Genomic DNA, 14962 nt, shown 5'->3' on the forward strand with positions numbered 1-14962 from the left:
GCTTTTAAATCACTACTATTAACATCCGCACTAAAAGTATCACCCGTGACTGTAGCTTTGACAGTTTTATTGTTAACAGTTAAGGTGACGCTAGTTTTACTGGCATCGATATCGGCATCTAAGCCAGAGAGTTTACCGGTGATGGTAATGGTTGATTGCGCCAGTTCAGCATCGTTTAAGACATTATCACCAGTGACATCATCAATACTGACCACAGGCTTGCTCACTGTGGTGTCTAAGCTTAGGGTGTAAGCCTTGGTCGCAGCATCACTGGTTGCAGTATTGTCATTATCATCCGTAACCACTGCTGTAGCCGTAACCTTGCTGTCTGCTTTTAGGTCGCTACTGGCAACGTTAGCACTAAAGGTATTGCCCATCACCGTAGCGATAACTGTTTTATCGTTAACAGTTAAGGTCACGCTAGTTTTACTGGCATCGATATCAGCATCTAAGCCAGAGAGTTTACCGGTGATGGTAATGGTTGATTGCGCCAGTTCAGCATCGTTTAAGACATTATCAGCAGTGATATCATCAATGCTTACCACAGGCTTGTTCACTGTGGTGTCTAAGCTTAGGGTGTAAGCCTTGGTCGCAGCATCACTGGTTGCAGTATTGTCATTATCATCCGTAACCACTGCTGTAGCCGTAACCTTGCTGTCTGCTTTTAGGTCACTACTGGCAACGTTAGCATTAAAGGTATTGCCCATCACCGTAGCGATAACTGTTTTATCGTTAACAGTTAAGGTCACGCTGGTTTTACTAGCATCAACATCGGCATCTAAGCCAGAGTGTTTACCGGTGATGGTAATGGTTGATTGCGCCAGTTCAGCATCGTTTAAGACATTGTCACCAGTGATATCATCAATACTGACCACGGGTTTGTTCACTGTGGTGTCTAACTCTTTATCTTTATCATCGTTTTTACTTACAAGGTGCACAATGCCTAACCCAAATGCTGAGCCTAACATCCACGGTGCTATATTGATTGCTCCGGAGGTAGCAGTGCTTGCAATCCACCATGGTTGATTTAAAGGGCTTCCACTTAGCGACTGGCTAACTAATGATTGGTCAATCGCATTAACTTGGGCTGTACTATTTATAGCTGAGACTGTATCTGGCGCATAATTGTAATAGCTACCATCTTCTGCTAAACCTATTAAATTACTATTTGGTGCATCATAAAACCCTTCAATAGTTAATGTCTCTGAAGCTTCTTTATCGAACAAAATCTCTAAATTATTTCCACTGCGCTTAGTAATTATTTGCTGGGGTGCTTTTGAACCATTTGTAGTATCAATTAGCTCATAGTTAGCTTGAGGAGTTGCTTGTATTTTAGGATGATTACGACTATCTAAATTTACGCTTTCTGTCTTTACTTTTTCTGAAGAGTCATAGGTAACAATAGTAATATTTTTCATTATTCCATCCTTGATAAGTTAGATAAAAACTCTCTCAACCTTCTATTACTCGAGATACTTAATAAATTATTATTGGAAATAAGCAATCTAATAGTATGTTTTTACTGAATTCATTAATTAGTACATTTAAACAGTATTATATGTTCTAAATTTAGAGTAAGTAAATATATTTATTAAAAATATTAAAATAAAATTGGTTACCATGGTTTCTTTTATAGAAAACAATAGTTTAAATAGATATAAGTATTTGTTTAGCATTGATAATCAATGTTTTTAGAGTACAAGGATGAAATATTTTAAGAAAGGATAGAGGAGGTATGCCCATTTATCATGGACAGTAGTATAAATTGGCTGTAGTGATTGCAAAAAAACATAGGATTAAACTAGGAGCGATAGTTTTTATTAAGGCATTAATAAAATTCGTTTAAAAATAGAGTTTCATTAGTGGAGAAGGGGATAGCATGATACTTGTAAAGCTTTATATATGAGCTTTAATTGATACTGATTGGAATCCTGATACCAAACATCTTGATGACAGAGTGCTAGATAGAGAAAAGTACGAAAAGGTTGCTTTATTAATTAGATACTGGAAGTTCTCATACAGGCAGTGGCTTATTGGATTTAATTGATACGCTAGCGGTCAATAAATAATAGGTCTTAGTATTAAATTATTAACTCAGAAAAAATGAATACGATAACTTAAGACTCAGTAATACGCATACTACCCCTAATATTTGTTTCAGTTTTTTGCTTGGTAGACGGTGTGAAATATTAGTGCCTATGGGCACCATCAGTACGCTAGATAAGGTTACCAAACATAACGCCGGCAGATAGATATATCCTAAGCTATAAGGTTGTATACCACTGCTTTCAGGAGTTGAGAATAAGTAACCAAGAGTTGCCAGTATTACGGCTACAAAGCCTATTGCGGATGAGGTGCCAATGGCTTTTTTTAGATCAATATTGTTGTAAGTTAACAACAGTATCGAAAAGAATGCCCCGCCAACTGATATAAGAGATGAAACTAACCCAATACTGAGACCACCGACTACGGATGACAGTCCTAAATTAGGCGTTTGTCTTGAAGGAGGTTGCCAGTTTGAAAACATTTTTATGGCCACAATCATCATAAAAATGGCAAAAAATAACGCAAGGTATTTCCCCTCTATATTGGTCGATATCATGACACCTATGATAGAGCCGACTACGATGCTAGGACTGACCAATTTAACAATATGCCACAGCACCGCTCCTTTTTTATTATGTGAATACGCACTTGTCGCTGTCGTTGGTAGTGAACACGCCAGCGATGTGCCCAAAGCCATCTGCATAATATGAGTATTATCCATGCCTTGATAAGTAAAAATTGACACCAGTAAAGGCACCAAAATACCACCTCCACCAACTCCCAATAGACCTGATAAAAACCCTACCAGCGCCCCTAACGATATATACATCATCACATAAATCATTAATTGTATATCCATATCTTCTGTCCCTAATAATCAGATCTAAACTTTAAAGTGCTATAAGAAACGCAATAAAACACTTGCTTTAATACAGTCTACAACTTAAAGTTAACTTTAAGTCAATGTGTTATTTAAATTATCTAATATATAAGGCTGATACTATGGATATTGGAGAAGTGGCAAGAAGAACGGGGCTAACCCCAGCCACATTGAGATACTATGAGAAATTTGGTCTTATTCAATCAGTGGGACGTAGTGGGTTGAGAAGGGTGTTCCATAACAATGTGGTTGTAAAGCTAAAGCTTATAATATTGCTGAAAGATAATTGCTTTACGCTACAAGAAATCAAAGAGATGTCTGATAGGGATGAGGTTGATCGTCAGTTTTTATTGGCAAAAACTAAAGAGTTGAATCGTAGAGTTGAAGAGTTAACAGTGGTGTGTGATACGTTAAGCCATATCGTGCAGTGTCCAGAACAGGATGTCTTTGATTGTGATAGTTTTCAGCACTTATTAAATAAAAAAGGCGTTTCGGAGGTATAGCTGAGTGTTTATGATAGATATTATCTATATAAAGTCATCTTGGTTTAGGTTTCATTTGCATATAATTACGTAAATTATCACTTTCAAATCTAGTTGTTTTCCTAATTTTAGTAACTACCTGCTATAGCAAAATCTGTGATAACGCATCAATAATACGAGGGTATAAATCACCTTCAGCTAGTTTTGGTATTTCTTTAATCAGCTTATTAGAGGCTTTACCCTCATTCTTTTGAAAACTACGGATAATACGATCAGTATAATCATTAGGCATATCAATAATTTCTTTAATTGCTTCCCGAGCCTGATCATGGCGCAGTAAATAGATTGATTCAGCTTTCATATCATGAGTAATAACATGCTCAATAAGCTTGGATAAATAGGTAACATGTGGCGTTAAATCCAAAAACCGCCATACCGGCTCTGCTTGCTGTAACTCGTCGACCACTAGGTTGGATACAATACCATCATCATAAGCATCTGCTTTATCACTAAAGTGATAATTACCTTGCATACACTGCATTAACGGCTTGGAGATAACTTCTAGAATTTGGCTATATTCTTTTAGACTTCGTGTATTACCTGCAATAGCTTTTGAAATAGGAATAATAAGTGGATCTTCAGTGGCGCCGTCTCGCCTTAGAACGTCGTTGAATAAAAAGCGATGCAAACGTCCATTGCCATCTGCTAATGGGTGAATATAGACAAAACTAAATGCAATGACGGCACTGCGCATAATAGGCGACTGACCTTTAGTCTTATGCATAAAGTCAGCCAGCCCTTTTAGCTTATCCTCCAATTGAGAGTAGGGCGGGGCGATGTAGTGTACAATTTCATCATAATCGAGGCGTCTTTCACCAATAAATACCGGCGATTGGCGTACACCATAGTGAGTAAATACAGTGTCACCTAGCAAATGCTGTTGATAATCAGCTAAAGTTTTATTAGAAAAGGGTTGAGCGCTTTGACCCACATATCTTGCCATAAAGTCAGCAAAACGCTCTATACGCTTTATTTGCTTAGCTTCTCCTTCAATGGCAAAACTTGCTTTGCTTTCTCCCAATGTAAGCCAGACAGAGGCGCGCATTAATAAGTCTTCACCAAATTCATCATTAAGCTGATCTAGCATGGACGCTATGTCTAAACTTGAGGCGGTCATAAATCCGTCTGTTATAACCAACATAGGTGCAAAAGCTTTGGTGCCTGCAATGTTATTATTCACTCGCCATTTTTTATTTTTTTCAATATATGGCTTGGAAGCTGTTACTAGCTTTTTGTCATCTAATACATCGATATAATTGCCACCTAAATTTTCAGATGCTATTAACGTCTTATCTGTCAAAAATTCATATAAAAAAGCACAACGACGGGCATATTGACCCGTCGGTTCGCTATCCACCCAATCTTGTATAAGCTTGGCATCTATATCATTAAACAAACGTGACAAAAACTCAAAATGGGTGATTTCATGACGAAAATGGAACTGCAGGTGAGCAATGATGGTGTCATCAGGACGCATGGACTCTTGATAGACTTGATGTACAAATCCATTTTGACGATCTGTTTGGCGACGTGTACCAATACTGCTAGAGCTATAAATAGGCAACACTGGATAGATATTGGTATGCTGAATTAGCCACATAATACCTATAGGATCTTGCTTATTATGAAAATAATCCGTAGCGTATTGGTTGTCATTAATCATGGGTAATTAACTCAATTGTTTAGTTTTAATCGATTATAAACCCTGACTATGGCATGAAATCGATTATATTTGCAACAAATCGATTATATTTATATGTTTTTGCATAATTTTGGTTATATATAGCCCACGCAAAAGTCTAAACTAACGATATATAATCTTTTTATATTAAGTTATTTATAAATTGGATGAGAGTGAGACAAAGTGTTTAGTCTATCTATGGCACTGACATCACTGCACAATGTGTTGTTAGATGAGTTGGCTGAGCTAGGTGTGGACGGCGCTCAATATGATGTCTATAAAATAGATATTATGGAAAATGATTAATTTGGATCTGATTTTGTAGATATAAATCCTAATTCAAAAATTCCAGCTGTTGTTGATTATTCTGATCAAAACAACCCCGTTAAACTTTTTGAGTCTGGGGCTATCATGATGTACCTAGCCGAAAAGTTTGAAAAATTTATTCCACTTGCTACCGATGATGCAAATAAACGTGCCAGCTGCTTAAGCTGGATTATGTGGCAAGTGGGTAGTGCGCCTTATGTCGGCGGTGGGTTTGGTCATTAAACTAAACTAAAGAGTTACAGTGTTAACCTTGGTTAGCCTACTAGAGCAGCGCTTGTGCACGGGTGCCTTGTACCTCTTCTATCTGGACTCAACTATATATAAACGCACTTTAAATAGCTTTCTTTCTAAACACATCACTAATCGCTAAAATACCAAAAATGACCAAAGCACCCCCAATCCAAAAGCGCATCGTGGCGACCTCATGTAAAATAACCCACGCAAATAGCATTGCAAATAAAGGTTCTGACAATTCAACAACTTGTACTTTGGATGCAGGTAAATGCTTTAATGCACTCGTTGTACAATAAAAACCTAAGATGGTAGGGAAGATGGCCAAACCCAGCAAGCCTAAGACAGCTTGATAACCAATACTAATAGAATCAAACGTCACCATAAACGGAATAAATAAAAATAGGCTACCAAATAGCAGTAAGTATTTAGTAAGGTAAATACCGCCTTTTAAGCCAAAGCGCTGCATTAAGACTGAAAACACGCCATAACCACTGCCTGCCAATGAGGCAAAAATGACCAATTGCAGATTAACCTCACTGCTCCAGCTAATCACAAATATACCAACGACTGCCAAGAGTACGCCTACAATAGTGTTAATCGTTATTTTATTTTTAAGTAATAGGGCGCCAAATAACGTTGCCGATATGGTTGCTGTCGCCATTAATATAACGACCACATTGGCAGGATTACCGTATTGATAAGCCTGTGTCTCAAATACAAACAACGTAAAGATACCCAAAAAAGCACAAACCGCCACAGCAACCATGACTCTTTTTAAAGTAGGATTATTAAACTCTAGCGTTGCCACATCTCTATGTTGCTGTCGTATCGGTGTTTTACTCAGCAGCACAGTCAGTAGTAAGAATGCTATGAGCGTTTTAAAAAATGCAATATCGTTACTTTTTAATCCTGTATTCATCAATAAGATACTAATAATACCAATGGTAGCATTTAGGGCAGCAGCGGACAGTGCAAACACCGCACCTAAGGACTTGTTAGCGCTTTGAATACTTGTATTTTTAATCATTCGTTATCACTTTTTAATTTGCTTATTCAGACCTCAATAACACCCTTTAAATACTGTACCGCATAACCTGAGATAAGGACTCTATTGCCAAGCACTTCGCAGGTCAGCTCACCGCCACGACTAGATGCTTGATACGCAATCAGTTTATCTTTACCTAACCGCTCTGCCCATAATGGCGCAAGTGCTGTATGCACAGAACCTGTCACTGGATCTTCATTACCACGAATTGCTTGTGAAAAGTATCTAGAAATAAAGTCATACTGTTTATATTGCTTAGACTGCGCGATGCATGTCACACAAACCCCTAATGGTGCAAGCTTCGCCAATAGTGATTTATCTGGCTGTATATTCAAAACATCTTCTTCATTTTCATAAATAACAAAATAAGCCTGCGAATTTTTATACACCTCACTAGGCACTACAGGCAATCCATTAATGAGAGAATCGGGCAGGGCGTCACTAATCAAAACGGTTTTAGCGGTATTTTTAGAGTAAATACATTCGGGATTATTATTCGGAAAATCCATCATAATTTTACCGTCTTCACTCTTTTTGATAGCTAGACTGCCTACGGCATCGGCATAAAAGTTAACACATGACGCTGTAGGATATTCTGTAAACACATTAAAGGCGGATGCCAAAGTCGCATGACCACAAAAATCCATTTCTTTAAGAGGCGAGAACCAGCGAATATGATAATTTGGTACATTGGCTTCAGTTAAGGCATCCTTACGCTTCACCAAAAATGCAGTTTCAGACAGATTATTCTGCATAGCAATAGATTGCATCAGTGTATCGTCCAGCCAATCCTCAAGCATTATCACGCCAGCCGAATTACCCTTAAAAACAGTATCGGTAAAGGCATCTATTATCGTTAACTCTAATTGCATAATTTACTCGTTTTTTATAAAAATTATAGTTGAATAGTGACCGCTTTAGTTCTTCTGGAAAACTTTAACGTCAACAGCGTAAGCCCCGCCAAAATTAACAGCGATCCCATTACCTCAATTTCAGATAACGTCTCATCATATGCTAGCCAGCCAAAAAACAAACCCGATATAGGAATCAAAAGGGTATAAGGCGTCACCACAGCCAGACCATGTTTTGTAATCAGCCTATTAAAAATTGAGTAGCCGACGATAGTAATAATAAAGGCCTCAAAAAGTACCACAATCCAGCCTTTTAAACTTGGCCATTGCATCAATACGGATAAGTCAGTAGCAGTAATATTTGCATATAACAAAGCTAATGCCAAAACAGGTAGAGGGATAAATAAACTCGACCACACCGTAAAGCTCACTACATCTTTCGGCTTGGCGAGTTTGATAATGGCCTGGCTCAAGGTCATAAATACTGAGGCCAACAACACCAAGAGCAAGCTAGTAATACTAAAACCATCTGACTTAAACAGGCAAATAATCAACAACCCTATAAAGGCGACAAAGACACCAACTGCTTGCTGAGTAGCAAGAACCTCTTTGAAAACTGCAAGGGCAATTAAAATAGTCAAAAACGGGCTAGTTTGTAATATCAAGGATGACATACCAGACGGCATGCCTTGATAGACCGCTAAGAAGACCAAGCCCCACACGCCAATACCCAATGCAAAGCCATATATAACGACATAACCGATAGACACATCAGGTTTTTTTAAGAAGAACACTAAGGGTATCGCGGTAAATAAGAACCTTAAAAAAATAAATGTGAAGGGGTGCATATCCTCAAGTCCCCAACGAATAACCATAAAGTTAGCGCCCCAGACTAAGACGATAGTTAATAAAATAAGCTTTTCTTTTAGGTTCATTTTGAATCCAGATTTTTAATTTAGTTATGTCAAAGCCTCAGTTTTCAGAGTCTTAAGCCACTATAGAATCTAAAATCTATACAGTACCTACACAATTTAAATAACAATTAACGAAGTGTATTGATAAATAAGTCAATACAGTTTTGTTTTTGAAATAATTAATAAAATATTTTTGTAATAAATCTCCAATACAGTAGCTGTACAGTATCTAATACAGTTAAATAAGTGTTAGTCTAATTAACAATAACGTTTATTTTTAATTTAAATTACGGGTTGTAATTCATCTCAAGTTTCTGCTATTAAATTACAAATATAAAATGACTATGGACGGTGCCATGACCGATACCTATCGCTTAAATCCAAATATGACAAAGACGGAAGCTACCATTGATTGGATAACTAAGCGCATTGAGTGGCAAGTTTATAAACCCTATCAAAAGGTACCCTCTATCAGACAGCTGGCTAAGCTTCTGGGTATATCTAGCTTTACCGTATCTCAAGCATATGAGCAGTTGGTTGCTACTAATGTACTTACGGCAAAGCAAGGCTCTGGCTATTATGTAAATAATCCAGCTGTTGGAGAATCGAGAGTTGATAATGACGTTAAAGTAATTGATAAGAACCCTGAGATAGATACTAAATGGCTAGTACGCCAAATGTTCAGTGATACCCCGTTAGATAGAGCGCCAGGCTCTGGAGTGCTACCAAGAGAGTGGATACGTAATGACAAAATGGAATGGGCGATAAGACAAGTTGCCAATCAATCTGATGACTTTATTTATGATTATGGTGATATTCAGGGTTTTCTACCGCTGAGACAACAATTGGTGCAGTATTTGGGTGCATTAGGTATGCAGACTACGGCTGACTATATTATTACTACTGCAGGTATATCGCAGGCGGTACTGATGGTAGCGAATTTATTATTAAATGAAGGAGATGCTGTAATAGTAGATGAGCCAGGATGGTTTTGGTTATCTAGTAGTTTGCAACGGCACGGCTTTCAAGTGGTCAGCGTAAAGCGAGACCATCAAGGACCAGATATAGAACAAATGGCTCAGTTGTTTGAGCGATATCGCCCAAAAATGTATTTGACTAATAGTGTGCTGCACAATCCAACCTCTTACAACCTGCATCCAGCTAGAGTGCATCAAGTATTAAACCTTATCCATAAGTATGATGCTTATATATTTGAAGATGATTTATACGCAGCGTTATTACCGGAGGATAATGCGCTTAGATACTCGAGTCTAGATCAATTTGAACGTGTTTTTTATGCTACAGGATTTTCTAAATATATGGCTTCTGGCTGGAGATTAGGGCTGCTGGTATGCCCAGATAAGTTTATTGATGACGTAATTGGGATTAAAACGCTTAGTAATATGACTACGCCTGAGTTTGGCGAGCGGGTTATTCATAAGTTATGGACGCATGGAGAGAGTCGCCGTCAACTCAAAAAACTTCAGGAACACCTATACAATGCCCATCAAAATCTGCGTGAAAAATTAACAGCTATACAGCTTGAGTATCCTGAACATACGCAGCAAGGTATGTTTGTCTGGATTGATGTGGGCTGTGATACTGCCAAGCTTGCCTTAAAGGCTCACAATGAAGGTTGGCTTGTTGCCCCTGGAGCATTATTTAACCCCAATGGTGATTATTCTACTCACCTTAGACTTAATGTAGCGACTACAAGTGATGAGTTTTTGCGGTGGTTAGCCAATTATATAGCCGATGTAGTGAGCTAAATTAAATAATGAACAAGGGTGATAGAGCAGTTACCTAAGAAGCAAGGAAGCTATTTCATCTCGTGTTCATAAAGTTTAAGGGTAATTGTTATTAATCCATCTCTAACAATCATTTCTGAGCAATCTTTTTATATAAAGACTCCGCATACAAAATATTATCAGCAATCTCTTGAGCATATTTTTCTATATTGTAAGAGGGGTTACTGTTATTATCGTCTTTGTTATCCTCCTCAGACTTTTGATAATGAACACTTTGACTGCTAAAAGAAATGTAGGGCAACTCTACCCAAAAAGTGTCGGGGTGGTGCTGTTGTAGGTACTGCTGTAGGTATAGTCTCGTGTTTTGTAAAAGATTGGTTCTTACACGGTGAGTATCAAATGACTCTTTATACAGCTGCTCATCTTGCAATACCTGATCTGGAGTTAACTCGTCGGTATCCACTGACTGCGCTGGATCCTGATATTGATTATAAATCACAGCGTGCAAAGTCAACCCTCGCTGAGCTATAGCTTGTAGCGCAAGTAGCGTATGATTAATGCTCTCTAATGTTGCAGAAGTTACCAGTACCACTGGATGGCCTTGAGCTGCTATATAATCTATGGTCAGCAAAGACTCTGTCAAAGGAGTCATAATCCCACCTGACGTCTCTAACAATACCATTTCATATTTTAGTTTTAATTGTTGAGTGGCTACAGTTATCCGAGCTGGGTATAAAGGTATGTTCTCCAATGAGGCGGCTATATATGGCGGAGCTGCTGCCTTAAACACAAAAGGGCAGCTAACTTGTTGAAGATCAACGTGTTGCAGTGGTATTTGCATGATGTGTCTGTGAGTGACGATGTCTTCAGCTATCTTACTGTCACAGCCTGTCTCGATTAACTTTTGGGTAATGACATTAACCCCATTTTCTAATAGCTGTTTGGCAAGATAGCCTGTAGCATAAGTTTTGCCGATTCGGCTATCGACACCAGTTATAAAAAATACACTCATTATTTTTTCTGCTTATTTCTCTATCGTTTGATACTAGCGTAGCTTACGTGGTAATGCTGTTTTAAACGGTCCATTGATCATTAACGATGGCTACCAAATAGTATTTGCTCTGGTACTCTTCAAATACTAAGCGCATGGCTCGCCAGTCCATTCCTTGATACTCAGGATTTTTGCCAGAATGATAAAATTCAACAAAATCAGCGCCCGGATAAGCCTCTTTCAGATTGTTTAAGCTATTACCTGAGCCTTGAAACTTATTAAAAGTGGCATGCTCAATATCATATTGTTCTGCAGCTACCCAGTTGTTTAAGAAATCGGGTAGGGTAGTAATGTACAATTCGCCGCTACCGTCTTTAGCACCCCAAGTAAACTTAATTCGAGATTGCTGTAAATAGGTGGTGAATTGCTCTCGGCTAAACACCTTATCGCTGTCTTTATGCACATAAGCATACATGCTAAAGCGTACGCCCTTTGTCGGATGAATGTACGCTGTCAACGCTTGATAGTTGTCCTTAGCTAAATATTTCTGAATCTGCTCAGCTTGCTGCAGGATTTGGGCTTCTTTGCTTTGTGAAGCTAAGTTTTGGGTAGTAGCAGCAGAGTTATTGTTGGAGTTTGAGCTGTCATCAGATTTGGCTGTAGAATCAATACAACTATTTGCAGACATGGAGGGCGTAGCACAAGAGCTGGCAAGTAGGCAGGCAGTCAATATAGCCAACAGCTTGGGAGAGGTTTTTAAGGAGCTGGAGTAACTATCAGGCTTTAGCAGCTGAGTCATGGTGCATTATCCTAAATACTTGTATCAAATATATGAGTGTACGTAAATTCAGAGTAGGTTGACTAAATGCTATTTTAGCTCCTGTGTGTCAGCTATCTCAGCGATTAATTTGGCAACATACTTAACCATTGACGGTGATACGCTTGGACAACCCTCTACAGAGTCTGAGACATACGCTAAGTTTACCCAATAAGTTTGTGAATGGTGTTGCTTTAGATAAGCCTGTAAGTAAGTTTGGGTATCATCAGTAATATCACTATCAGGCTCATATTCTGAGGCAAGATACTTATCAGGCTCATATTCTGAGGCAAGATACTTATCAGGCTCATATTCTGAGGCAAGATACTTATCAGGCTCATATTCTGAGGCAAGATACTTATCAGGCTGCCACTGATTATAAATGACAGCATGCAAAGGTATCTGGCGCTTAGCAAGTGCTTCAATGCTTAATAAAGTGTGGCTAATACTGCCTAAACGTCCAGAAGTCACCAATATCACTGGGTAGCCTTGGCTAGCAATATAATCAATAGTAAGTAAAGACTCAGTGAGTGGCACCATCAGTCCGCCAGCACCCTCAAGTAGCACAATATCATAGCTATCGCTTAGCTGCTTTGTGGCTTGGGTAATCACTTCTGGCTCAATTAATTGACCCTCTAGTGCTGAAGATAGATGCGGTGAGGCGGGTCTTTTGAACACATAAGGGCAGGTGAGACCTTGATAATCCACCTCTTGTAGATCTATGCCCATCATAGCTCTATGCGTAATGATGTCTTCGGCAATATCTTCACAGCCTGTCTGCACCAGTTTTTGGGTAATTACTGATATAGAGTAGCTATTGGTTGCATTATTAGAGCCGGCTTGCTGTGTTTGTTGTAACAAAGCTTGGGCTAAAGCGGCGGTAGCATAAGTTTTGCCGATATCAGTATCTATGCCACTGATAAAAAATACGCTCATGCCCAATACTCCTCCAAAACTTTGGTAAATCGCTCACAAAGTAGCGCCAATTCAGCATCATCCATAATAATAGGTGGCATCATATATACCAGCTTGCCAAAGGGTCTAATCCATACTTTATGTTTTATCAATAATTGCTGAAAACGTGGCATATCAACGGTTTCATTTAACTCAATTACCCCGATAGCACCCAAGACTCGTACTTCAGCTATCTGTTTATATTCATTTAACGGCTGTAAATACGACTTTAATTGCGACTCAATATGACGGGCACGTTTGGCATAATCCCCGTCAATAATAAGCTCTAGTGAAGCTAGAGCCACAGAGCAGGCTAGGGGATTGCCCATAAAAGTAGGGCCATGCATTAGTGCTGCATACTCACTATTAGCAATACTATCAGCCACATAGCGTTGGCATAACGTGGCGGCAAATGTCATATAACCCCCAGTTAAGGCTTTGCCTAAAGTCATAATATCTGGTGATATATCGGCATGTTGGCAGGCAAACATTTTGCCTGTACGACCAAAACCTGTAGCTATTTCATCTGCAATCATTAATATGTCATATTTATTACAGAGTTCACGTATTAATTTAAGGTATTCCGGCGAATAAAAGCGCATACCGCCAGCACCTTGTACAATGGGCTCAATGATGAAAGCGGCCATTTTATGCTGATTTTGTTCAAAAAATGTACACAAATTATCTCTGGTACTTGCTGTTAACGGGGTATCATAGCCAGCATCAGGCTTATCGACAAATAACTGTACCGGCAGCTGTTTGCCATAAATACTGTGCATACCAGTCACAGGATCACAGATACTCATGGCATGCCAAGTATCGCCATAATAGCCTGAGCGGGTAGTTGCTATCTGATTGCGATAGGGTTTGTTTTGTGACAATTGGTACTGTAGAGCCATTTTTAAGGCGACTTCAACAGCGATACTGCCGCTATCAGCATAGAAGATAGCATCTAAACCTTTGGGAGCTATAGAGAGCAGTTTTTTGCCCAAATCTATAGCAGGCTGATGGGTTAAACCGCCAAACATAACATGGGCCATGTTTGATAGCTGAGCTGTAACTGCGGTATTTAATTTGGGATGATTGTAGCCGTGGGTGGCTGCCCACCAAGATGACATGCCATCGATGAGTGCATCACCAGACTTGCTATACAGATAAACGCCGTCAGCTTTGTCGATAACTAAGTTGGGATATGATGGCGGCAGACTCGCGTATGGATGCCACAAATGATTGTGATCAAAGTCATCAAAGTTTTCAGCTGGTAGATTAGAATTATTATTTAGCATAGTGTTGGATAAATCGTTATCAGAAAATATTTATGAGAAATGAAATCAGCCGAAATATGTTAGCATTAATCACAATCGATATGGACCCAAGCTGATTATTTATAATTACAACTAGTTGTTGATAAGTTCAAACGATAGACGGATTAAAATAGAAGATTAATAGAGATTCAAAATCTTCTAAAACCGGTTGGTTTGTTTTCGCATAATGTATATTATGTTAAATAAGGTCTATTAGGCTAATACCTATCAGTATTCTACGTTATCTAAAACAAATAGCTACTATCAACTACTGAGCTCTTATTTGATCTTATAAAAATTAATAACTGTTACCCCACTCTCAACACTTTATTAGCAATTCAAACTGAAGAGGCGGGTTACCAAGTTTTTTATTTAAAAGAAAACAGAAATTATGCGCCAGAATCTTACGCGTTAAACGATGAGACAAATGCCATAAATCTCTAGCACGTACTTTCTGTATATTAAAGCAGTCAGACAATTGACCAATAACAGTCTCAATATTACGTCGATAACGCATCAATCGATTAACATCAGACTTAGGTCTATTATCTGTCATATTGCGTCTTAGCGGTGTTTGCAAATCAATACCCTTTGATGCAAAGTGCTGTGTTAACTCAGGGCGGATATA

At 38.6% G+C, this 14962-nt stretch carries 13 protein-coding genes and 1 pseudogene; 3 read left to right on the forward strand and 11 right to left on the reverse strand.

Going from position 1 to position 14962, the window contains the following annotated elements; translation table 11 throughout:
• Together G561_RS14640 and G561_RS0112385 are read right to left on the reverse strand one after the other, a co-directional pair.
• Nucleotides 1–1418 (reverse strand): Ig-like domain-containing protein (locus tag G561_RS14640; RefSeq protein WP_037032452.1); only part of this gene is annotated, 1418 nt, incomplete at its 3' end.
• A 671-nt stretch (nt 1419–2089) separates the two neighbouring features.
• Complete coding sequence (locus G561_RS0112385; RefSeq protein WP_028859840.1) at nt 2090–2905, reverse strand: sulfite exporter TauE/SafE family protein; 816 nt, start codon at nt 2903–2905, stop codon at nt 2090–2092.
• Between the two features lie 143 nt (nt 2906–3048).
• Between G561_RS0112385 and G561_RS0112390 the strand changes: the two genes are divergently transcribed.
• On the forward strand, nt 3049–3429 hold the full coding sequence (locus G561_RS0112390) for a MerR family transcriptional regulator (RefSeq protein WP_028859841.1): 381 nt from the start codon (nt 3049–3051) through the stop codon (nt 3427–3429).
• A 121-nt stretch (nt 3430–3550) separates the two neighbouring features.
• On the opposite strand, the gene G561_RS0112395 is transcribed toward G561_RS0112390, so the two are convergent.
• Complete coding sequence (locus G561_RS0112395) at nt 3551–5131, reverse strand: Fic family protein (protein ID WP_051584553.1); 1581 nt, start codon at nt 5129–5131, stop codon at nt 3551–3553.
• 342 nt (nt 5132–5473) lie between these two features.
• Here G561_RS0112395 and G561_RS14645 point away from each other — a divergent pair.
• A pseudogene (locus G561_RS14645) lies at nt 5474–5698 on the forward strand (glutathione-dependent disulfide-bond oxidoreductase); the annotation flags it as partial.
• A gap of 109 nt (nt 5699–5807) precedes the next feature.
• On the opposite strand, the gene G561_RS0112410 reads toward G561_RS14645, so the two are convergent.
• Genes G561_RS0112410 through G561_RS0112420 form a run of 3 tightly spaced genes read right to left on the reverse strand, consistent with a single transcriptional unit; the run spans nt 5808 to nt 8541 of the window.
• Complete coding sequence (locus G561_RS0112410) at nt 5808–6737, reverse strand: DMT family transporter (protein ID WP_051584554.1); 930 nt, start codon at nt 6735–6737, stop codon at nt 5808–5810.
• 26 nt (nt 6738–6763) lie between these two features.
• Nucleotides 6764–7627, reverse strand: coding sequence for a PhzF family phenazine biosynthesis protein (locus G561_RS0112415; RefSeq protein ID WP_028859844.1), 864 nt, complete (start codon nt 7625–7627; stop codon nt 6764–6766).
• Nucleotides 7628–7650: 23 nt separating this feature from the next.
• The gene (locus G561_RS0112420; RefSeq protein ID WP_028859845.1) at nt 7651–8541 is read right to left on the reverse strand and encodes an EamA family transporter; all 891 of its coding nucleotides are present in this window, start codon (nt 8539–8541) and stop codon (nt 7651–7653) included.
• 335 nt (nt 8542–8876) lie between these two features.
• Here G561_RS0112420 and G561_RS0112425 point away from each other — a divergent pair, with 335 nt between their 5' ends.
• A complete protein-coding gene (locus tag G561_RS0112425) occupies nt 8877–10289 on the forward strand; it encodes an aminotransferase-like domain-containing protein (protein WP_037032454.1) in 1413 nt (470 codons plus the stop codon).
• 109 nt (nt 10290–10398) lie between these two features.
• On the opposite strand, the gene bioD (G561_RS15030) is transcribed toward G561_RS0112425, so the two are convergent.
• The 5 genes from bioD (G561_RS15030) to G561_RS0112450 all read right to left on the reverse strand — a co-directional run.
• The gene (gene bioD / locus G561_RS15030; RefSeq protein WP_051584555.1) at nt 10399–11280 is read right to left on the reverse strand and encodes a dethiobiotin synthase; all 882 of its coding nucleotides are present in this window, start codon (nt 11278–11280) and stop codon (nt 10399–10401) included.
• Nucleotides 11281–11341: 61 nt separating this feature from the next.
• Nucleotides 11342–12058 carry a hypothetical protein gene (locus G561_RS0112435; protein WP_028859847.1) on the reverse strand — a complete coding sequence of 239 codons (717 nt, stop codon included), beginning with the start codon at nt 12056–12058 and terminating at the stop codon, nt 11342–11344.
• Between the two features lie 69 nt (nt 12059–12127).
• On the reverse strand, nt 12128–13012 hold the full coding sequence (gene bioD / locus G561_RS15670; protein WP_028859848.1) for a dethiobiotin synthase: 885 nt from the start codon (nt 13010–13012) through the stop codon (nt 12128–12130).
• On the reverse strand, nt 13009–14316 hold the full coding sequence (gene bioA / locus G561_RS0112445; protein ID WP_028859849.1) for an adenosylmethionine--8-amino-7-oxononanoate transaminase: 1308 nt from the start codon (nt 14314–14316) through the stop codon (nt 13009–13011). Before bioA ends, bioD (G561_RS15670) begins: the two co-directional genes overlap by 4 nt.
• Before the next feature lie 337 nt (nt 14317–14653).
• A partial coding sequence (locus G561_RS0112450) for a transposase (RefSeq protein WP_028859850.1) occupies nt 14654–14962 on the reverse strand: 309 nt, incomplete at its 5' end.

The organism is Psychrobacter phenylpyruvicus DSM 7000 = NBRC 102152 (assembly GCF_000685805.1).
Lineage (GTDB): Bacteria > Pseudomonadota > Gammaproteobacteria > Pseudomonadales > Moraxellaceae > Psychrobacter > Psychrobacter phenylpyruvicus.